At 71.5% G+C, this 20,863-nt stretch carries 17 protein-coding genes and 1 pseudogene; 9 read left to right on the forward strand and 9 right to left on the reverse strand.

The window, feature by feature from the left end; genetic code table 11:
- Window positions 1-173: 173 nt before the first annotated feature.
- Window positions 174-2,183, forward strand: coding sequence for a DNA helicase RecQ (gene recQ / locus DSC45_RS00545; protein ID WP_119286130.1), 2,010 nt, complete (start codon window positions 174-176; stop codon window positions 2,181-2,183).
- Between the two features lie 104 nt (window positions 2,184-2,287).
- Here the strand turns inward: recQ and fahA are convergent, their stop codons facing one another.
- Window positions 2,288-3,511, reverse strand: a complete 1,224-nt coding sequence (gene fahA, locus DSC45_RS00550) for a fumarylacetoacetase (protein WP_119286131.1) — start codon at window positions 3,509-3,511, stop codon at window positions 2,288-2,290.
- A 136-nt stretch (window positions 3,512-3,647) separates the two neighbouring features.
- Window positions 3,648-4,349, reverse strand: coding sequence for a TetR/AcrR family transcriptional regulator (locus tag DSC45_RS00555; RefSeq protein WP_119286132.1), 702 nt, complete (start codon window positions 4,347-4,349; stop codon window positions 3,648-3,650).
- A gap of 82 nt (window positions 4,350-4,431) precedes the next feature.
- On the opposite strand from DSC45_RS00555, the gene DSC45_RS00560 reads away from it, so the two are divergent.
- Both DSC45_RS00560 and DSC45_RS00565 read left to right on the forward strand, forming a co-directional pair.
- On the forward strand, window positions 4,432-5,286 hold the full coding sequence (locus DSC45_RS00560) for an NmrA family NAD(P)-binding protein (protein ID WP_119286133.1): 855 nt from the start codon (window positions 4,432-4,434) through the stop codon (window positions 5,284-5,286).
- Between the two features lie 113 nt (window positions 5,287-5,399).
- Window positions 5,400-6,206: an HAD family hydrolase gene (locus tag DSC45_RS00565; RefSeq protein WP_119286134.1), complete on the forward strand. Its 807-nt coding sequence runs from the start codon at window positions 5,400-5,402 to the stop codon at window positions 6,204-6,206.
- 64 nt (window positions 6,207-6,270) lie between these two features.
- On the opposite strand, the gene DSC45_RS00570 is transcribed toward DSC45_RS00565, so the two are convergent.
- Entirely contained in the window at window positions 6,271-8,310 is a 2,040-nt protein-coding gene (locus tag DSC45_RS00570; protein WP_119286135.1) for a CocE/NonD family hydrolase, read from the reverse strand.
- Window positions 8,311-8,336: 26 nt separating this feature from the next.
- Window positions 8,337-9,845, reverse strand: coding sequence for a peptide MFS transporter (locus DSC45_RS00575; RefSeq protein ID WP_119286136.1), 1,509 nt, complete (start codon window positions 9,843-9,845; stop codon window positions 8,337-8,339).
- A gap of 272 nt (window positions 9,846-10,117) precedes the next feature.
- On the opposite strand from DSC45_RS00575, the gene DSC45_RS00580 reads away from it, so the two are divergent.
- The 4 genes from DSC45_RS00580 to DSC45_RS00595 all read left to right on the forward strand — a co-directional run bounded on the left by DSC45_RS00580 (window position 10,118) and on the right by DSC45_RS00595 (window position 14,676).
- Window positions 10,118-11,128: a polyprenyl synthetase family protein gene (locus DSC45_RS00580; RefSeq protein WP_119286137.1), complete on the forward strand. Its 1,011-nt coding sequence runs from the start codon at window positions 10,118-10,120 to the stop codon at window positions 11,126-11,128.
- Between the two features lie 256 nt (window positions 11,129-11,384).
- On the forward strand, window positions 11,385-12,605 hold the full coding sequence (locus DSC45_RS00585; protein WP_119286138.1) for a LolA family protein: 1,221 nt from the start codon (window positions 11,385-11,387) through the stop codon (window positions 12,603-12,605).
- 153 nt (window positions 12,606-12,758) lie between these two features.
- A complete protein-coding gene (locus tag DSC45_RS00590; protein ID WP_119286139.1) occupies window positions 12,759-13,787 on the forward strand; it encodes an ABC transporter ATP-binding protein in 1,029 nt (342 codons plus the stop codon).
- Window positions 13,774-14,676 carry an ABC transporter permease gene (locus DSC45_RS00595; RefSeq protein WP_119286140.1) on the forward strand — a complete coding sequence of 301 codons (903 nt, stop codon included), beginning with the start codon at window positions 13,774-13,776 and terminating at the stop codon, window positions 14,674-14,676. The genes DSC45_RS00590 and DSC45_RS00595 overlap by 14 nt, the downstream gene beginning before the upstream one ends.
- 58 nt (window positions 14,677-14,734) lie before the next feature.
- On the opposite strand, the gene DSC45_RS00600 is transcribed toward DSC45_RS00595, so the two are convergent.
- From DSC45_RS00600 to DSC45_RS00610, 3 genes are all read right to left on the reverse strand, one after another.
- Window positions 14,735-15,673, reverse strand: coding sequence for a M28 family metallopeptidase (locus DSC45_RS00600; protein ID WP_119286141.1), 939 nt, complete (start codon window positions 15,671-15,673; stop codon window positions 14,735-14,737).
- Window positions 15,674-15,889: 216 nt separating this feature from the next.
- Window positions 15,890-17,077: an FAD-dependent oxidoreductase gene (locus DSC45_RS00605; RefSeq protein ID WP_119286142.1), complete on the reverse strand. Its 1,188-nt coding sequence runs from the start codon at window positions 17,075-17,077 to the stop codon at window positions 15,890-15,892.
- 157 nt (window positions 17,078-17,234) lie between these two features.
- Complete coding sequence (locus tag DSC45_RS00610) at window positions 17,235-17,684, reverse strand: VOC family protein (protein ID WP_119286143.1); 450 nt, start codon at window positions 17,682-17,684, stop codon at window positions 17,235-17,237.
- 22 nt (window positions 17,685-17,706) lie between these two features.
- Here DSC45_RS00610 and DSC45_RS00615 point away from each other — a divergent pair.
- Both DSC45_RS00615 and DSC45_RS00620 read left to right on the forward strand, forming a co-directional pair.
- A pseudogene (locus DSC45_RS00615) lies at window positions 17,707-18,228 on the forward strand (CGNR zinc finger domain-containing protein); the annotation flags it as partial.
- Between the two features lie 138 nt (window positions 18,229-18,366).
- The gene (locus DSC45_RS00620) at window positions 18,367-18,786 is read left to right on the forward strand and encodes an SRPBCC family protein (protein WP_119286751.1); all 420 of its coding nucleotides are present in this window, start codon (window positions 18,367-18,369) and stop codon (window positions 18,784-18,786) included.
- A 24-nt stretch (window positions 18,787-18,810) separates the two neighbouring features.
- Here DSC45_RS00620 and rarD read toward each other — a convergent pair whose 3' ends face one another.
- Together rarD and DSC45_RS00630 are read right to left on the reverse strand one after the other, a co-directional pair.
- A complete protein-coding gene (rarD, locus tag DSC45_RS00625) occupies window positions 18,811-19,830 on the reverse strand; it encodes an EamA family transporter RarD (RefSeq protein WP_119286144.1) in 1,020 nt (339 codons plus the stop codon).
- A gap of 89 nt (window positions 19,831-19,919) precedes the next feature.
- A complete protein-coding gene (locus DSC45_RS00630) occupies window positions 19,920-20,777 on the reverse strand; it encodes an SDR family oxidoreductase (protein ID WP_119286145.1) in 858 nt (285 codons plus the stop codon).
- Between the last annotated feature and the right edge of the window lie 86 nt (window positions 20,778-20,863).

Here is a 20,863-nt window from a genome sequence, read left to right on the forward strand (position 1 = left end):
GCCCGTCCGGCGCTCGAGGACACGGCGCCGGGGCCGGCGGGTGGGCTCCCGGCGGGAAGAGGTCCGGGCTGCCTGTGGATAACTTCGAGTGGCGTCCGCCGGGGAGCCTATCGTGGGGGTCGTGGTCGAAGAGCGACGCACGGGGGACAGAACGAAGGACGGGGGCCGGGCCAATGGACGGGACCGTAGTGACAGACAGGACGGCGGAGACCGTAGGGGCTGACGGGACCGCAGGCAGGGACGCACTGAACGCGGCCGCTGCGGCAAGCGCGGCCGAGGGCTCGCGGAGCGAAGCTCTGCGCACCCTGAGCAGAGTGTTCGGATACGACACGTTCCGCGGCGAGCAGCAGGCCGTGATCGACCACGTGGTCGACGGCGGAGACGCCGTGGTCCTGATGCCCACAGGCGGCGGCAAGTCCCTCTGCTACCAGATCCCCGCCCTGGTCAGGCCCGGCACAGGCGTGGTCGTCTCCCCGCTCATCGCACTGATGCAGGACCAGGTGGACGCGCTCAGAGCGCTCGGCGTCCGCGCCGGCTTCATCAACTCCACCCAGGACTTCGAGGAACGCCGCCTGGTGGAGGCCGAGTTCGTGGCCGGCGAGCTCGACATCCTCTACCTCGCGCCGGAGCGCCTGCGCATGCAGGGCACGCTCGACCTGCTCTCCCGGGGCACGGTCTCGGTCTTCGCGATCGACGAGGCGCACTGCGTCGCCCAGTGGGGCCACGACTTCCGCCCGGACTACCTGGCGCTCGCGGTCCTCGGCGAGCGCTGGCCGGACGTCCCGCGTATCGCCCTGACCGCGACCGCGACCCCGGCCACCCACCGCGAGATCACCGAGCGGCTGGGCTTGCCGGAGGCCCGCCACTTCGAGGCCAGCTTCGACCGGCCGAACATCCAGTACCGCATCGTCGGCAAGGACGACCCCAAGAAGCAGTTGCTCCGCTTCCTCCGCGAGGAGCACGAGGGCGACGCCGGCATCGTCTACTGCCTCTCGCGCAACTCGGTGGAGAAGACAGCGGAGTTCCTGGAGCGCAACGGCGTGCCGGCCGTCCCGTACCACGCCGGCCTGGACGGCGGGACCCGTGCCCGCCACCAGTCCCGCTTCCTGCGCGAGGAGGGCCTCGTGGTGGTCGCCACGATCGCCTTCGGCATGGGGATCGACAAGCCGGACGTCCGCTTCGTGGCCCACCTCGACCTGCCCAAGTCGGTGGAGGGGTACTACCAGGAGACGGGCCGCGCGGGCCGCGACGGCCTGCCGTCCACGGCCTGGATGGCCTACGGGCTGCAGGACGTCGTCCAGCAGCGGAAGTTGATCCAGAGCGGCGAGGGGGACGAGGCGTTCCGCCGTCGCGCCGCCTCCCACCTGGACGCGATGCTCGCGCTGTGCGAGACCGTCCAGTGCCGCCGCGCCCAACTCCTCGCGTACTTCGGCCAGGAGGCCTCGGGTCAGAAGTGCGGTAACTGCGACACGTGCCTGACCGCGCCCGAGACCTGGGACGGCACGGTCGCCGCGCAGAAGGTCCTCTCCACGGTGGTGCGGCTGCAGCGCGAGCGCGGGCAGAAGTTCGGCACCGGACAGATCGTGGACATCCTGCTCGGGCGGAAGACGGCGAAGGTCATCCAGTTCGACCACGACCAGCTGTCCGTCTTCGGTATCGGGGACGACCTGTCCGAGGCCGAATGGCGCGGTGTGGTCCGCCAGTTGCTGGCCCAGGGGCTGGCGTCGGTGGAGGGGGAGTACGGCACCCTGGTCCTGACCGACGCGAGCGCGACCGTGCTCGGCCGGGAGCGCGAGGTCCTGATGCGCAAGGAGCCGAAGCGCCCCGCCGGGCGCCCCAAGTCGGAGCGCACGGCGAAGGGGGAACGCAAGCAGGCGGTGGACCTCCCCGAGGAAGCGCTCCCCGTCTTCGAGGCTCTGCGCGCCTGGCGCGCCGACCAGTCCCGCGAACAGGGCGTCCCGGCCTACGTCATCTTCCACGACGCCACGCTCCGCGAAATCGCCCTCTCTCTCCCCGCCGACCTGACCCAACTTGCCCAGCTCCCGGGCCTCGGCGAGAAGAAACTGGCGAACTACGGAGAAGCGGTCCTGAAGGTCCTCGCCGACCACGGACGCCTCGAGGCCGGTACGGCTCTCGAGGACGACTCGAGCTCGTCCGGGGCAGAGAGCCCGTCCGGCGATTGAGGCCGGGGCCGGGGCCGTAAGGGCGACAAGAAGCCCTCACGGCGCCCGAGGGCGCGGCGCCCGGACGGCACCAACACCGGAACGCGGGGCGCGGGACGCAGGGCTCAGACCGCGCCCCGCACCCGTCCTGACACCTCCCCGAGCCCCACCCGTGTCCCATCGGGCCCGGGCGCCCACGCCGTCATCGTGACCTCGTCCCCGTCCACCAGGAAGCGCCGCTCCTCACCGGCGAGTGTCAGCGGCTCCGCCCCGTTCCACGTGAGCTCGATCAGCGAACCCCGCTGACCCCGCTCGGTGCCGCTGATCGTCCCCGACCCGTAGAGGTCACCGGTCCGCAGCGACGCTCCGGCCACCGTCATGTGCGCGAGCATCTGCGCACCCGTCCAGTACATCCCGGCGAAGGGAGGCTCGGAGATCACCTCTCCGTTCAACGTCACGGTGATCCGGATGTCGTAGCCGCCCGGCTCCTCCGCCTTGGTGTCGTCGAGGTACGGCAGCGGCTGTACGTCACGCTTCGGCGGCCTGACCCGCGCGGTCTCCAGGGCCTCCAGGGGGGTGACCCAGGCGGACACGGAAGTGGCGAAGGACTTCGCGGTGTGCGGCCCGAGCGGGACCTGCTCCCAGGGCTGGATGTCGCGCGCCGACCAGTCGTTGAGCAGGCAGAGCCCGAAGACGTGGTCGCGGAAGCCGGAGAGCGGGACCGGCGTGCCGAGCGTGGACGGCGCACCGACCACGAAGCCGATCTCGGTCTCGATGTCCAGCTTCGTCGACCGGCCGAACGTCGGCTCCGTCGCGTACGGCGCCTTGCGCTGGCCCGAAGGGCGCACCACGTCGGTGCCCGACACCACGACGGTGCCGGCGCGGCCGTGGTAACCGACCGGCAGATGCTTCCAGTTGGGGAGGAGGGGTTCCGCATCGGGCCGGAAGAGGCGTCCCAGATTGGTCGCGTGGTTCTCGGACGCGTAGAAGTCGACGTAGTCCGCGACGTCGAAGGGGAGGTGCAGCCGTACCGCGGACAGCGGCTCGAAGAGCGGCTCGACCACCTCACGGTGGGCGGGCACGGTCACCCAGGCGGTCAGCGCCCGGCGCACGTCGCGCCAGGTCTGGCGTCCGGCCGCGAGCAGCGGACCGAGCGACGGTTGCGCGAGCAGCGAGGCGTACGGCGAACCGAGCGCGTGTGCGGCGGCGCCGGCGTCCAGGACGTGCGAGCCGAGTCGTACGCCCACCCTCCGGTCGCGGCCGTCGGACAGGGAGAACACGCCGTACGGAAGGTTGTGCGGTCCGAAGGGGTCGCCCTCGGGAAGGTCGAGCGGGGTGTGCTCGGGCATGGGACGCTGCCTCACTTTCCTTCGTCAGGTTGAGCACACGTTACAAGCGCGCCACTGCGCCGCCTTCGCCCGTTGCCCGACCACCCTCCGCTCGAGCGTCAGTTGCCCACCTGCCCGTTCGTCCACGGCCCGTTGCTCACTCCGCCGTCGCGCGGTCCAGCCACTCCGTCATCAGTGAGCGCTCGGCCTCGCTCAGCCGCGGCAGCCGGTGGATCAGTGCGCGGAACGAGACGGCCGCCGCAGTGGTGTCGTCCGCCGGCAGGGCGGGGGCGTCGCCCAGGATCGTGGCGGCCACGGCGGCGTACAGGGCGTCGGCGACGGCGGTGGTGCGCTGGGACTCCGGCTTGCCGAGGAGTGTGTGGACGGCTCCCGTGCCGGCGGCGTGGATCAGGTCCACGGCCTCCTGCTCGGGGACGCGGAGACGGCCGGCCGCCGCGACGCGGTGGACGCGGCCCCGCAGGACATCGAGGCCGGCCTCGGTGGTCGGTGACTGCCTGCCGGGGGTGGAGAGCAGCGCGAAGACGGAGGGATTGGCCAGGCCGAACCCGATCTGCGCGTCCCAGCCGGCGCGCAGGTCGGCGACCGGGTCGTCGGTGGCGGCCACGAGCTTCTTGCCCTCGACGTACTCGGCGAAGGCGTGCTCGGCCACCGCGTCGAGGAGCGCTTCCTTGTCGTCGAAGAGCCGGTAGAGCGCGGGCGGCTGCAGCCCGGCCTCCTGAGCGACGGCTCGGGTGGTGACGGCGGCCGGCCCCTTGCTGCGCAGGATCCGGTCCGCGGCCTCGATGATGCGCGCCCGGGTGCTCTCGCGGCGTGCGGTGGTCGATTCCTCCGTTGTCATGGTTCCGACGATATCAAGCACCCAGTTCCATTGGTGTTACCGTTGATACTCAAAAACTGGAATCAATGGAAGTGAGCTCGTCATGGTCATCGTCACCGGCGCCACCGGGCGCCTCGGATCCCTGGTCGTCGACCGCCTCCTCGAGCGGATCCCCGCCGAGGAGATCGGTGTCACCGTCCGGGACGCCACCAAGGCCGCAGCGCTCGCCGAGCGCGGAGTGCGGGTCCGCGAGGGCGACTTCACGCGCCCCGAGACCCTGGAGCACGCCTTCGAGGGGGCGGAGAAGGTACTCGTCGTCTCGGCTTCCCTCGTCGGCGAGACCGCGATCCGGGCCAACGGCGCGGCCGTGGACGCGGCCCGCGCGGCCGGAGCGCAGCGCATCCTGTACACGAGCCACCAGGCGGCCGCCGAGGACTCGCTGTTCCTGCCGCAGCCCGTGCATGCCGCGTGCGAGCAGCACCTCTCCCGCCAGGGCGTCCCGTTCACCGCACTGCGCAACGGCTTCTACGCCTCCACACTCGGCCACTACGTCGGGACCGCGGCGAAGACCGGGGTCCTCGCTCTGCCGGAGGACGGCCCGGTCTCCTGGACCGCCCATGAGGACCTGGCCGAGGCGGCGGCGATCGCGCTCACGAAGGACGGGGTCCTCGACGGCGTCACGCCGCCGCTGACCGCCACCCGTACCTACGACTTCGCGCGGATCGCCGAGCTGATCGGTGAGATGACCGGCACGTCCGTCGAGCGCCTGGTCGTCAGCGACGAGGACTGGGTGCAGGGCGCGGTCGACGGCGGGATGCCACGGCCCGCCGCGGAGTTCGCGCTGACGATGTTCACCGCTGCCCGTCGCGGCGAGTTCGCGGTGACCGACCCGACGCTGGAGTCCGTACTGGGCCGCCCCGCCACACCGGTCCGCGAAGTCCTGGCCCGGTACATCTGAACGATCGGCCGGCAGCCGACTGCGCCTGCCGACGGCATGCGACGGGCGATGCCGTCGGCGGCGCCAACCCCCGCCTCCGCTCGGCCCCTTGGGCTGTCCCTATCCTGTGGGCCATGTCCACCCCACCCGCCTACGCGCTGGTCGCCACCGATCTTGACGGCACACTCCTGCAGCGCAGCGACACCGTCTCCCTGCGTTCCCGAGCCGCCCTCGCCAGGGCGGCGGCCGGTGGCGCACGGCACGTCGTGGTCACCGGCCGGCCCGTCCCGCACGTACGGCATCTGCTGCTCGAACTCGACTACCGCGGCCTCGCCGTCTGCGGTCAAGGAGCGCAGGTCTACGACGTGGACGCGCATGCGATGGTCAGCTCGCTGACCCTGGACCGGGAGCTGGCCGACGTCGCCCTCGGCAAGATCGAGGCCGAGGTGGGTGAGGTCTTCGCGGCGGTCAACCAGGACGGTACGGACGGCCTGATGCTCTTCGAGCCGGGCTACCAGTCCCCGCATCCGGCGCTGCCCGCGGTCCGGGTGAGCGGCCGGGCGGAGCTGTGGGCCGAGCCCATCAACAAGGTCCTGCTGCGCCATCCGCGCCTGTCCGACGACGCGTTGGCCGCCGCGGCCCGCGGCGCGGCCGACGGCCTGGTCACCGTCACCATGGCCGGCCCCGGCACCGTGGAACTGCAGCCGCTCGGCGTGACCAAGGCGGCCGGCCTCGCCCTCGCCGCGGACTGCCTCGACGTACGCCCGGCCGACACCATCGCCTTCGGCGACATGCCCAACGACATCCCGATGTTCCACTGGGCCGGCCACGGCGTCGCGATGGCCAACGCCCACCCGGAACTGAAGGCCGTCGCCGACGAGATCACCGCATCCAACGAGGACGACGGAGTCGCCACCGTCCTGGAGGCCCTCTTCGCCTGAGCCGGGCACCGGGGCTGTACGGGGGCTGTACCCCGCAAGCACCCGGCCCCGGACCTCAGCCGCCTCAGCCCGCCGTACGCGGAATCCGCTTCTCCCAGGTGCGATGGAAGACGACCTCGTCGCCGTCCCGGCACACCACCTCGTTCGCGGTGACGAAGTGCGTGGCGCCGCAGGTGATCTCGGAGCGGGTCTCGACCCGCGCGTCCCACCCCAGTTCGGGCCGGTGCAGCCGGATCGTCCAGTCCGAGCGGGTGCGCGCGCTCAGCGGGTCCGACTCCTGGATCTCGTACGTCTCCAGGGCGTCCTCGCTGAACTCGAGGCCGTCCGGATAGATCCGGGTGCCGCCGTAGCGCGGGTCGACCTCGAGCCGCCAGGTGCCGGCCGCCACGTCGCGTACGACCAGGCGCTCCGGACGCGGTGCGTCGAGCGTCTCGGGGGAGACGACACCGAGCGGCTCGGACTGCTCCGGAGGCTCGAAGGCGATGGCGAAGTCGTCCTCGTGCTCGGCGTCCCGCACCGGCAGCTCGAAGGTGCTCTCGGTGACGTCCACGCTCCAGCCCTCCGCGTCGGGCGCCGGCCAGATCCACGGCCAGTACGCGGACGAGAGAGCGAGCCGGATCCGGCTGCCGGAGGCGAAGCGGTGGCCGATGCCGTTCAGCTCGAACTCGACGTCCTCCGTGGTGCCCGGCTCCCAGGTGACGACCCGGTCGCGGCCCAGGCGGGCGTTCAGATTGAGCACCCCGCGGGTGATCAGCGTGGAGGCGCCGTCCGCGTCGACCTCGCAGAGCCGGGCGATCACCTGCCCGCGCGGGACATCGCTGCGCAGCCGCAGACGCACCTTCGGCCGCCCCAGGATCTCCACGGTCCGGCCGAGCGGCGCCGAGTCGAAGCAGACCGAGCGGCCGTCTTCCTCGCGCTGGTCGGGCGGCAGGTCCGAGTCGTTGCCGAACGGGAAGAAGCGGCCCGCGTCCACGCCGGTGTGCTGCGGGGACCGCACCGGCACCAGGCTCTCCTCGCCGTCCGCGCCGCCCGGGGTGTCGGTGCCCAGTTCGGAGTCGAGGCCGAGCGGCGTCGAGGTGATCCCGGGCGAGGGAAGCGTCGGCTCACCGACCCAGCGGCCCGCGAGCTCGGGATAGACGGTGGCGGGCCGGTGCGGCTCGCTGATCCAGGCGCGCAACTTCGGCTCGTGCATGACCCCGGTGTCCACGCCCTTGAGGTGCTGGTCCCACCACCGCAGCGTCTCCTGCAGGAAGCCGATCGCCGGGCCCGGCGGAAGTCCGCGGTCCGGGTACTGGTGCGACCAGGGCCCGATCAGGCCCCGTACCGGACCGGGCAGATGCTCGACCAGGCGAAGGACGGTGTCCCGGTACGGGTCGTGCCAGCCGCCGACCGCGAGCACGGCCGCCTTGATCGCGGAGTAGTCCTCGCAGACGCTGCCGTGCTGCCAGTAGGCATCCCGGGTCTGATGGCCGAGCCAGGTGTGGATGAAGGGCTCGACGGCCTCGAGCCGGTCCGTCCACATCGTCCGCCAGTCGTCGCCGACGCAGGTGGGGTCCGGCGGCCGGGACGCGAAGGCGAGCATCGTCGAGGCCCAGGCGTGCATGTCCACGGCGAGCACCGAACCGCCCATGTAGTGCACGTCGTTGTCGTAGCGGTCGTCTGCCGAGCAGACGGTCACGATCGCCTTGAGCGCCTCGGGAGCGAGCGCGGCGATCTGCAGCGAGTTGAAGCCGCCCCAGGAGATGCCGAACATGCCGACCTTGCCGTTGCTCCAGGGCTGCTCCGCAAGCCAGTTGACGACCGCGACACCGTCGTCGAGCTCGGTCGCGTCGTACTCGTCGCCCGGCATCCCCTCGGAGTTGCCGTGCCCGCGCACGTCGACGCGCACCGAGGCGTAGCCGTGCCCCGCGTACCAGGGATGGCGCTGGGCGTCCCGCGGTGCCGTCCAGTCGCTCAGCCGGTAGGGCAGGTACTCGAGCAGTACGGGCACCGGCTCGTCGGTCACCGGCCGCCAGACCCGCGCGTACAGCCGCGTCCCGTCGGGAAGCGGAATCCGGATGTCCTCGTGGGTCGTCTCGTACGGGAAATCGGTGCGGATGCGCATGGGTACCTCTGGGGAGCGTGGGGGGCTCAGTGGACGGGGTGCATGGTGCGGCGCAGCCAGGGCGCCGCGGCGATCACGGCGACGCCGACCGCGACCGCGATGGCGCCGTTGACGCCGAAGTACATGGGGTGCGAGACGTCGTCGTAGAGCTTCACGACCTGCGCCTGGATGCCGTTGGCGAGGGCGAGGGAGAGGAACCAGAGCGCCATGGTCTGACTGGCGAAGGCCTGCGGCGCGAGCTTGGTGGTGGCCGACATGCCGGAGGTCTCGACGAGGATGTCACCGAGCCCGAGCAGCAGGTACGAGCCGACGATCCACCAGGCGGCCATCTTGAAGGTGTCGCTGTCGTGCCCCGAGGTCGGCAGCGCCATCAGCATGAACGAGAGCCCGCCCAGGATCACCCCGTACGCGATCTTGTTGGAGGCGTGCGGCTGGCGGCGGCCCATCTTGACCCAAAGGCCGGCCACCACCGGCGCGAGCAGCACCTCGAAGGCGCCGAGCGCCGAGGCGTACCAGCTGGCGGGGAAGTCGAAGCCGAGGATGTCGCTGCGGGCGTTGGACGCGGCGAGCAGCATCATCGTCGAGTACGCCTGGAACAGGATGAAGTTGAACGCCACCGAGGCCAGGAAGAGCACCACGTAGGGCCGCAGCCGCCCGCGTTCCTCGCCGCTGACCCGCGGGCTCTTGAACATCACGGCGAAGTACACGACGGGTGCGATTACCGAGATCAGGGTGAGCAGGTCGACGAACCGGCCCATGGTCAGCCAGCCGACCGCGGCGAGCAGCCCGGCGAGCACGGCGAAGCCCGCGGCACCGGCGGCCATCCAGATCACCGCGCGGCGCATCGCGTCCCGCGGCAGTGCGTACTCGGCCGATGCCTTGCGCCCCGCCAAGTGGCGGCGCCCGGCCACGTACTGGACGAGTCCGAAGGTCATACCGATCGCGGCGGCGGAGAAGCCCCAGTGCCAGCCGCGGTGGTCGCCGAGCCAGCCGGTGATCAGCGGGCCGAGGAACGCACCGATGTTGATGCCCATGTAGTAGAGCGCGAAGCCGGCGTCGCGGCGCTCGTCCTCGGTGCGGTAGAGCTTGCCGACCATGCTGGCCACATTGGGCTTGAGCAGCCCGGTGCCGGCGCTGATCAGGCCGAGTCCGACCCAGGTCATCGCGTCGGTGGGCACGGCCATCGCGTAGTGCCCGCAGGCGATCAGGATGCCGCCCCACAGGACGGCGCGGTACGAACCGAGGATGCGGTCGGCCAGCCAGCCGCCGCCGACCGACACCAGGTAGACCAGCGTTCCGTACGCGGCCGAGACCGAGGCGGCGGTGCCCGGGTCCATGCCCATGCCGCCGTTCGCGACCTTGTCCGCGAAGTAGAGGACGAGGATGGCCTGCATGCCCAGGAAGGAGAAGCGTTCCCACACTTCGAGACCCGACAGGGTCAGCAGACCGCGTGGCTGCCCGAAGAAGGCGTGGTCGTCGTGGTCGCCGTCGGGCTCCGGTTCGGTAGGCGGCGTGGCCTCGGAGGTGGTGCTCAAGGGGGCTGCTCCAGCCTGGTGGACGGTACGAACCCATTCCGGTTGATCCGAAGATACCGGTGGTGCCGGAAGGACGCCCGGGCTCGTCCTGCCTCCCCGAGTCGGACAGGTGCTCGCCATGATCGAAACGCGACCGGATACGCTGAGTTGATTGATGGCAGCGACACATCGACAAACCGCGGCGTCGCGTGTGTGATCTACGTGTGATTCGGCCTCGGGTCGTCAGCAAGCTCGAGTTGTCAGCAGGCAGTCAGCAGACAGGAGAACCCCTCGTGACCGTCGTCGGGCCGTTCGGGCTGAGCGTGCGGGACCAGGCCCTCGAAGCCGATGTCCAGGCGGGCCTCACAGCTGTCGAGGAGGGTCTGCTGGAGGCCACCAAGAGCGAGGTCCCCTTCATCACGGAGGCGGCCCAGCATCTGGTGCGCGCCGGAGGCAAACGCTTCCGCCCCCTCCTGGTGATGCTGGCCTCCCAGTTCGGCGACCGCTACGCGCCGGGCATCGTCCCGTCCGCTGTCGTCGTGGAGCTCACCCATCTCGCGACGCTCTACCACGACGACGTGATGGACGAGGCGGACGTACGCCGCAGTGTGCCCAGCGCCAACGCCCGCTGGGGCAACTCGGTCGCCGTACTCACCGGCGACTTCCTCTTCGCCCGCGCCTCGCACATCCTGGCCGACCTCGGTCCCGAGGCCGTCCGTATCCAGGCCGAGGCCTTCGAACGCCTCGTCACCGGCCAGATCCTGGAGACGGCGGGCCCGCGCGACGGCCGCGACCCGATCGACCACTACCTCGATGTGATCGGCGGCAAGACCGGCTCGCTGATCGCCGTCGCCGGCCGCTTCGGCGCGATGATGTCGGGCGCCGACGAGACGGTCGTGGACGTCCTCACCCAGTACGGCGAACGCCTCGGCGTCGCCTTCCAGCTCGCCGACGACGTCCTCGACATCGCCTCGGACTCGCGCGAGTCGGGCAAGACGCCCGGCACCGACCTGCGCGAGGGCATCCCGACGCTGCCCGTACTGCACCTGCGGGCGCAGGCCGCGGCCCACGGCCGGCCGCAGGACGTGGCACTCTGCGAGCTGCTCGACGGCGATCTGACCGACGACGCACGGCTGGCGGAGGCTCTCGAGGGCCTGCGCGTCCACCCGGCCCTCGAACAGGCCCGCCGCGACACCGTCCGGTACGCGGAGGAGGCCCGCGCCGCACTGGCCCCGCTCCCCGACTGCGACGCCAGGGCGAGCCTGGTGGAGCTGTGCGACGCGGTGGTGCACCGGGCAGGGTGAAGCGTTCCTGCGTACGAGGCTGCCGTCGTGACCCCTAGGGGGTGACGACGGCAGTTGTGCTGGTCGGCGGAGGCAGGTCCGGGTGGTGTCATCCCGTAGGTGTACAGGGAGTTGATCCCGGGGGCTGACGCTTCCGGGTGGCCGATTTGGTCGGATAGAGACACCCACTCCTTACCAATCCGGGTGACAATGGCGGCGCAGGGTGGACGAGTGCGCGCAAGGGAGAGGCCGCCGCCGATCACGGAGGAAGGCACACATGGCACCGTACGAAACGTCAAGGACCACCGAGGAGGCCGACGACGTCGGCACCGGGCGCCGCAAGGTCACCCGTTACGTCGTCCCGGTCGCGGTGGCCGGAGTGGCGGCGGCGACCATCGGGCTCGTCCCGGCGCTCGCCGACTCCGGTGACCCCGATCTGCCCAAGATCACGGCCGAGGAGCTCGTCGAGAAGATCGCCGCATCCGACACCGAGCAGCTGTCCGGCAGCGTCAAGATCAGCACCGACCTGGGGATCCCGGCGCTCGGCGGCGCCGTCTCCTCGCTCGCCCCGGGCGGCGAGGGCGGGGACTCGTCCGCGGACCCGGAGTCTCGCCTGATGGAGCTGGCCTCCGGCACGCACACGCTGCGGGTCGCGGCCGACGGCCCCGAGAAGCAGAAGCTGTCCATCGTGGACGACACGTCCGAGTACAGCCTGATCCGCAACGGCGAGGACGTCTGGGCGTACGACAGCGGCTCCGACGAGGCGTTCCACGCCGAGGCGGGCAAGGAAGCGCGGGGCAAGGGCAAGCCCGAGAAGCTGCCCGAGGGTGCGCCGTCCACCCCGAAGGAGTTCGCCCAGGAGGCGCTGAAGGCGGTCGACGACACCACTGCGGTGACCGTCGACGGCACCGCGAAGGTCGCGGGGCGCGACGCGTACCAGCTGGTCATCAAGCCGAAGCAGTCCGGTTCGACGATCGGCTCGATCCGGATCGCGGTGGACGCGGAGAACGGCGTACCGCTGAAGTTCACGCTCAACCCGAGCAGTGGCGGCAAGGCGGCGATCGACGCGGGCTTCACCGACGTCGACTTCGCCAAGCCGGAGGGCAAGACCTTCGACTTCAAGCCGAACAAGGGCACGAAGGTCACCGAGGCGGACGAGGCCGCCAAGGAGCACAAGGGCCAGCGGCCCGAAGGCCCCGAAGACCTCGAGGGTCTCAAGGGCCTCGAAGGGATGAACGTGATCGGGAAGGGCTGGAGTTCGATCGCCAGCTTCGACACCGGCGCCTCGATGCCGAAGTCCGGGTCCGGTTCCGAGGACGTCCCGCCGGAGGCGGACAAGCTGCTGTCCGCGCTCGGCGACCAGGTCAAGGGCGACTTCGGCACGGGCACGGTCTTCTCGACCCGCCTGGTCAACGCCCTGATCACCGACGACGGCAAGGTCTACGCCGGCGCGGTGGACAAGGCCAGCCTGGTCAAGGCGGCGAACGCGGCGAAGTAGCGCCTCCGCGGCGACTCGCGCCTCCACCCCGTGCGGGTGCCCCTCACGGGGCGCGCGCACGGGGTTTCGGTTTCGGCCGGTCCGGACGGCGGTCGGGGAAGCGTGCAAGGGTGCGGGAGCCGGGTCGCGGCGGCGGACAGGGGAGATGCGTTGATGCGGAGCACGGGCGACGGGAACGGGCCGGGCGACGGCGAGGCGACGGCCGGTGCGGAGCGGGACGGCGGCGGATCCGGCGCCGAGGGCCGGCCCGCGCCCGTGATCGAGACGCGTGGGCTCAGCAAGCGGTACGGCGGCCAGCCGGCGGTCGACCGGCTCGACCTGTCGGTGCCGGCCGGCAGCGTCTTCGGCTTCCTCGGCCCGAACGGCTCGGGCAAGACCACCACCATCCGCATGCTGATGGGGCTCATCGACCCCAGTGCCGGCACCGCCCGCGTACTCGGCCACCGGATGCCGGGCGCATCGCGCACCGTCCTGCCCCAGGTCGGCGCGCTGATCGAGGGCCCTGCGCTGTACGGCCACCTCTCCGGCCGGGACAACCTGGTGCGCTACGACAGCGCCGACCCGACGGCCGACCCCCGCACCCGTAAGGCCCGGGTGGCCTCCGCACTCGACCGGGTCGGCCTGACCGCCGCGGCCGGCAAGAAGGCCAAGGCCTACTCGCTCGGTATGAAGCAGCGACTCGGCCTCGCGGCCGCCCTGCTCACCCCGCGCCGCCTCCTCGTACTCGACGAACCGACGAACGGGCTCGACCCGCAGGGCATGCGGGAAATCCGCACTCTGGTCCGTGAGTTGGCCCGGGACGGCACGACCGTCTTCCTCTCCTCGCACCTCCTCGACGAGATCGAGCAGGTCTGCACACACGCCGCGGTGATGGCCCGGGGACGGCTCGTCACGCAGGGCCCGGTCGAGGACCTCGCCGCGACCGCCCGCGGCCGGCTCGCGGTCACCACCCCCGATCCGGCCGACGCCGCCCGCGTACTGAAGGAGCACGCCGTGACCGGGATCGCCGTCGAGACCGCCGACCGGGTCACCGGCGACCCGCCGGCCGGCGGTGACCTGGCCGAGCTGAACGCGGCACTTGTCGGCGCCGGGGTGCGCGTACGCGGCTTCGGGCTCGAACGGGCCTCGCTCGAGGACGTGTTCATGCAGCTGACCGGGGAGGACTTCGATGTCACCGGCTGAGACGGCGAACGACACCGGGCGGGCGGCTGCCGGGGACGAGCCCGGGATGCGCCGCAGGCTCTGGACGCTCGGGCTCTTCCGTTCCGAACTCACCACCACCTTCCGGCGCTGGCGCACGCTCGCCCTGCTCGGCGTACTCGCCGCCGTGCCCGTCCTGGTGGGCATCGCCGTGAAGATCGAGACGGGGGACGGTGGTTCGGCGGGCGGCGCCGGACAGGGGCCCGCGTTCATCGCGCAGATCACCAACAACGGCCTGTTCCTGGTGTTCACCGCGCTCGCTGCCACGCTGCCGTTCTTCCTGCCGATGGCCGTCGGCGTGGTGGCCGGGGACGGGATCGCGGGCGAGGCGAGCGCGGGTACGCTGCGCTATCTGCTGGTCGCGCCCGCGGGCCGCAGCCGGCTGCTGCTCGCCAAGTACGCGGCCACGATGGCGTTCTGCCTGGTGGCGACGTTGACCGTGGCGGTGTCCGCGCTGATCGTCGGGGCGCTACTCTTCCCGCTCGGGGAGCTCACCACCATCTCGGGGACCCGGATCAGCTTCTCCGAAGGGCTGTGGCGCGCGCTGCTGATCGCGCTGGTGGTGGCGGTCTCGCTGATCGGTCTCGCGGCGCTCGGTCTGTTCGTCTCCACCCTCACCAACAGCGGGATCGCGGCCATGGCGACCACCGTCGGACTGCTGATCACCGTGCAGATCCTGGACACGATCCCGCAGTTGGACGCGCTGCACCCGTATCTGTTCTCGCATCACTGGCTGTCCTTCGCGGATCTGATGCGTGAACCGGTGTACTGGGACGACGTGGTGAGCAATCTGCAGCTGCAGGGGGTGTACGCGGCGGTCTTCGGGTCGGCCGCGTGGGCCCGCTTCACGACGAAGGACATCACGGCGTGACCAAGCCCCGGTCGGGGCGTGACGGCGGGCCCACGCGGTGTGGGTCGTGCGCTTCGGCTCAGCCCGAGAGTTCCCAGATGCTGTGGGCCAGGGCGTCGCTGTTGCGGTCGAGCGCGGTGTCGTCGATGTTCGCCGCGTCGTCGCAGGCCGAGTGGTAGCAGGGGTCGAACGAGTCGCCGGCGGTGCCGCCCCACTTCTCGGCCTGCTCGGCCGACTTGGTGCTGCCGGCTCCGGTGAAGAGCCCGCCGACCGGTATCCCCGCGCTCTTGAACGAGGCGTGGTCCGAGCGTCCGTCGGCCTCCGTGTCGGCCTCGGTGGGTACGTCGATCCCGGCGAAGTAGTCGGTGAACACCTTCTCCAGGGCCGGGTCGTCGTCGTAGACGAAGTAGCCGGCGTTCGGTGAGCCGATCATGTCGAAGTTCAGGTATCCGGAGATCTTCGACCGCTCGTCGTCGGGGAGTTGGTCGACGTAGTGCTGGGAGCCGACCATGCCCAGCTCCTCCGCGCCCCACCAGGCGAAACGCAGGCTCTTGGCCGGTTCGAGCTGCTCGCGCGAGACGGCGAGTGCGGTCTCGAGCACGGCGGCCGAGCCGGAGCCGTTGTCGTTGATCCCGGCGCCGGAATCGACGCTGTCCAGGTGGGCGCCGGCCATCACGACCTGGCCGGGATCGGTGCCGGGCCAGTCGGCGACCAGGTTGTAGCCGGTCTCGCCTCCGGAGGTGAACTCCTGTACGGAGGTGGTGAATCCGGCCTCGTCGAGCTGGGTCTTCAGATAGTCGATGGAGGCCTGGTAGCCCGCGCTGCCGTGTGCGCGATTGCCGTCGTTGGCCTCGGCTATGGAGCCGAGTTCGGCCAGGTGGGCCTTGACGTCGGCCACCGGTATGTCGGGTGCGGCCGCGGCGGTGGGGGGCGCTGCGGCGGCGGCCGGGACCGCCACGAGTCCGGCTGCGAGCAGCGCGGCCGCGGCGGCGATACGTATCGGGACGGAGAGCTTCATGTGGGGGGCTCCGGATCCGTACAGGGACAGGACGGTACGTACGCGGAGGTGCGGTGGCCCGTGGGTCACGCGCGCCTGCCGGGGGAGCTGTGCGTGATGCGTGCCTGATGGTGGTGGCGGGACTGACTCTCCGTCAAGAGCGGAAATCGGTCGGGCAGTTCCGGATATCGGGGCGATCCGGGCGGATCCGTCGAGGACGGCGACGCGTGCGCTCGGTCAGGAGGGCTGGACGTCGTCGAAGAGGGCCACGGCCTGGGACGGGTCGTCGCTCACGAGCCGTTCCAGACCGGCGAGCGTCATGGTCGCCCACCGGCCCGCCCGTGCCCACATGCTCTCCTCGAAGGCGCGGACCACGTCATCCAGTTCGTCCAGTTCGTCCAGGTCGTGCAGAGCATCCTGGCTGCGGGCGGCGGCGATGGACTCGGCGAGTTCGGCGCCCTCCAGCATCGCGAGGTTCGCGCCCGCGCCCAGCGGGGGCATCAGATGGGCCGCGTCGCCCAGCAGCGTCACTCCGCGGACATGGGCCCAGGTGTGGGACGCGGGATGGGCGTGGACGGGGCGGACGACGAACGCCGTGCCGCGGCAGAGGAACTCGAGGACGGTGGGGGACCAGCCGTCGAACAGGGCCAGCAGGCTCGATCGCACGGCCTCGACGTCCGCCGGCTCCTGAAACGAGCGCTGAGCCGGGCCCGCGGGCCGGTCCGGTGCCGGATGCCAGTCCAGCGGTGCGCGGAACTTGGCGTACACCTTCACGTGGCCGTCGCTGTTGCGCTGGGCGACGATCGACCGGTTCACGCCGTAGGCGGCCACGGAGCCGTCGCCGACGAGCTCGGCGAGGTCGCGGTGGCGGGTGTCGATGTCGTCCAGGGAGGACTCGACCAGGGTGACGCCGGTGTACTGCGGCGTCACGGACGAGAGCGCCGGGCGGACCCGGGACCAGGCGCCGTCCGCGCCGACGACGAGATCGAACGTCTCCTGCCGCCCGTCCGCGAAACGGACCAGGACGCCGTCGCCGCCCCCGGGTACGACCTCGGTCACCGCACGCCCCCACGCGACGTCCATGGGGCCGAGCAGCAGGTCGCGGAGCTGTCCGCGGTCGATCTCGGGATTGGCCTGCTCGTCGGGATCCGGTTGCCAGTCGCGCAGGACCGTCCCGTCCGTGTCCAGGATGCGCATGGCCTGCCCCTCGGGGCGGGCCAGCTCCTGGAACTCCGCAAGCAGTCCTGCCTTCTCCAGCGCCAGCCGGCCCAGGCCCTCGTGCAGATCGAGCGTGCCGCCCGGCGGACGGGCGTCGCGAGAGGGATCGCGCTCGAGGACGGTCACGGGGTGACCGTGTCGGTGCAGGACGCGGGCGAAGGAAAGACCGGCGGGGCCGCTGCCGATCACAGCGATACGGGGCGTCATGGCGATACAACGTACGCCCCCTCACCGAGCCGGTCCCGGCCGGTCGGCGAACCGGGATCGGCAGGGGATCGGAGCCGGGAATCGGCGGGGGAGCCGGAACGCGGGGGTCCGGTGACGTGGAGGTGCCGGAACGCGACGGTCCGGTGCGGTGGCGCGGTCAGGCCACGCAGAACTCGTTGCCCTCCGGGTCCTGCAGGAGCGCCCACTGGCCGCCCTGCTCCTTGACGTCCCGTACGAACGTGGCGCCGAGGCCCTCCAGTCGGGCCACCTCTGCGGGCCGTCGGCCGCCGCCGGCGTGCAGGTCGATGTGCAGGCGGTTCTTGCCCGTCTTGGCCTCCGGCACCCGGTTGAACAGCAGTCGCCTGCCGAGGCCGGCGCCGCTGGACGCGTCGAACGGGTCGTCCGGGTGGCGGGCGCCCGCCGCGTCCCGCCAGGCCCGGCGGCCGTGGGCCTCGACGGTGATCTCGGCCGGGATCGCGCCCTGGCCGAGGAGTTGCTCGATCAGCGGGCTGTTGTCCTCCACCTCGTACCCCAGGGCCGCGGCCCAGAAGTCCGCCTGGGCGTGCGGGTCGGAGCAGTCGATCACGAGTTTCCACTGAAGTGTCATGGTAACCGGTTATACTGGTTACATGGTTCGGCATGCAATAGGACTGACCCTGACGTCGCCCGCAGGGGTGTCCTTCCGGTTCGACCCAGGGGCGCTCTGCCTGGAATTCACCACGACTGGAGGGCCTGGCGCCTTCGCGCGGCACGAGGTGCTGCACGCGCCGGCCGATCTGCGGCGCTGGGCGGACGCGAGCCGGCTGCCCGCCGGTCTTGAACTGGTGGTCACCGATGCCGAGTTGGCCGCCGCCCGGCCCTTGCGCGACGCGATCATGATGCTCGCGGCCGCACGCGCCCACGGCGCCGCGCCGGACCCGCGGGACCTCGAGGTGGTGAACCACATGGCGGAGCGCCCCGCACTCACCTCACGGATAGCCCCCGACGGCTCCCGCGCGTGGACGCCGGGCGGCACGGGCGCGCGACTGCTCGCCACGGTGGCGCGGGACGCCGTCGACCTGCTCACCGGTCCGCACGCGCACCGGATCCGCGAATGCGCGGCGGGCAACTGCTACTTGCTGTTCGTCGACACGTCGCGGCCCGGCCGCCGCCGCTGGTGCTCCATGGAGCGCTGCGGCAACCGCAGCAAGGTCAGGAACCACCGCACGCGCCTCGAGGACGCCGACGAGCGGGGCGCACCGGAACACCGGCCGGATGCGGGCCCCGAGCCCGCGGAGAGGAGCTCAGCCATGGCCCCCACGGGACTGACCCAGGACGCGGGTTGGCAGATCGGAGTCTCCCGGACACTGCCGTATCCACCCGCCGCCGTATGGGACTTCGTCGCGAGCCCGGAAGGCATCGCCCTCTGGCTCGGCGAGGGCGCCGAACTGCCCGGCGCTCCACGCAAGGGCACCCCGTTCGCGAATGCGGCGGGGGAGTCCGGTGAGATCCGCAGTTACCGCCCCGGCGACCGGATCCGCGCGACCCTCGGAACCACCACGGTCCAGGTGGCCGTGTCCGCGGCCCCGTCGTCGGACGGTACGCGCGCGGTGCTCCGCTTTCACCAGGAGCACCTCGCCAGTGCGCACGAGCGCGAGCGTCGGCGCGACCACTGGCAGTCGGCGCTTGACCGCGCGGCGCAGGCACTCGAGGAGTCGTCCGCGGACTGACGCGCGAGGAGGCCGCTTACGGGGTCAGGCCTTCGCCGTACCCGACTCGTGCGCGGCCGCGGGGTCTCCCGCGTCCTCGGGCACCCCGGATGCGGAAGGCGCCGGCGCGCCGGCCGCCACCGCCCGCGCAAGCTCCGCAGCCCGTGCCCGATTGCGCCGGGCCGTACGCAGCGCGTCCCAGGTCAGCATGGTCAGCGCGAGCCAAACGAGACCGAAGCCCGCCCACCGCTCGGGCGGCATCGCCTCGTGGAAGTACCAGATGCCGAGGATGAACTGGAAGACGGGCGCCAGGTACTGGAGCAGCCCAAGCGTCGACAGCGGCACCCGGATCGCCGCGGCCCCGAAGCAGATCAGCGGGATCGCGGTGGCCAGACCGGTCGCCGCGAGCAACGCGGCATGCCCGACGCCGTGCGCCCCGAACGCGGCCTCGCCGCGGCTCCCCAGCCACAGCAGATACCCGAGTGCGGGCAGGAACAGGATGGCGGTCTCGGCGGCGAGCGACTCGATGCCGCCCAGATTCACCTTCTTCTTGGCCAGCCCGTAGGTGGCGAACGAGAAGGCCAGGGTCAGTGAGATCCACGGCGGCTGCCCGTAGCCGAAGGCGAGGACGAGCACCGCCGCGAGGCCGACCGCCACGGCCGTCCACTGCAGCGGACGCAGCCGCTCCTTGAGGAGCAGCACGCCCATCGCGATGGTCACCAGGGGGTTGATGAAGTAGCCGAGCGAAGCCTCCACGACATGGCCGGAGTTCACCGCCCAGATGTAGACACCCCAGTTCACGGTGATCACGGCTGCGCCCACGGCCACCAGGCCGAGCCGCTTCGGCTGCCGCAGCAGTTCGCGGGCCCAGGCCCACCGGCGGATGAACAGCAGCGCTGCGGCGACGACGACGAGCGACCACACCATCCGCTGGGCCAGAATCTCGCCGGCCCCCGCAGGCTTCAGGAGTGGCCAGAAGAGCGGGACGAGGCCCCACATCCCGTAGGCCCCGATGCCGTACAGCAGACCGGCTCGACTCTCGCGTGGCGTCGACTTCGACTGCATGAGGGCCCTCCCGGCCGTGCTGCTTCGCGAACAGCACGAAGGTAGCGGCCGCGCGGGTCACCTGTCATCTCCGTATCGCTCTATGGTCCTTACTCGGACTTCAGGGCCTCGGCGACGGCCTCGGCGAGCGGGGTCGTGGGGCGGCCGATCAGGCGGGCCAGATCGCCGCTGGTGCCCGCGAGCAGACCGCGGGCGATCGCCCGGTCGACGTCGACGAGGATGGCTGCCATCGGCTCCGGGATGCCGGCGCCGGTCAGCATCGCGAGACTGTCCGCTGCGGGCACGTCGGCGTAGCCGATCTCGCGGCCGGTCTGCCGGCCGATCTCGGCGGCGTACTCGCCGAAACTCCACGCGACGTCGCCGCTCAGCTCGAACACCTGGTTCTCGAAACCGTCACCGGTGAGGACGGTGACGGCCGCGGCGGCGTAGTCCGCGCGTGAGGCCGAGGCGACCCGGCCGTCGCCCGCGCTGCTCACTACGGTGCCGTGCTCCAGCACGGGGGCCAGGTTCTCGGTGTAGTTCTCGTGGTACCAGCCGTTGCGCAGGAAGACGTACGGCAGGCCGGAGTCGAGGATCAGCTGCTCGGTGACCTTGTGCTCGGCGGCGAGCTCGAAGTCGGCGTCGGGGCCGCCGAGGACACCGGTGTAGGCGAGCAGGGCGACGCCGGCCGCGCGGGCCGCGTCGATCACCGCGGTGTGCTGGGCGACCCGGCTGCCGACCTCGCTGCCGGAGATCAGCAGCAGGCGATCGCCGGCGCCGAACGCGTTCGCGAGGGTCTCCGGCCGGCTGTAGTCGCCGATCCGCAGTTCGACCCCGCGTGCGGCGAGGTCCGCGGCCTTCTCCTTGTCGCGGACGACGGCGGCGACGCGGTCCGCCGGAACCTTCTCCAGCAGCCCGTCGATGACGTGGCGGCCGAGGTGTCCGGTGGCTCCGGTGACGACGATCATGGTGAAGCTCCTTCGCGGTGCTGTTGCGTGCTGTGGTGTCTCGCGCGGTGCTGCGGGGTTCTTGTCCCGCGGCTCCTCCCGATCGT

This window comes from Streptomyces sp. YIM 130001 (assembly GCF_003574445.1).
Lineage (GTDB): Bacteria > Actinomycetota > Actinomycetes > Streptomycetales > Streptomycetaceae > Streptomyces.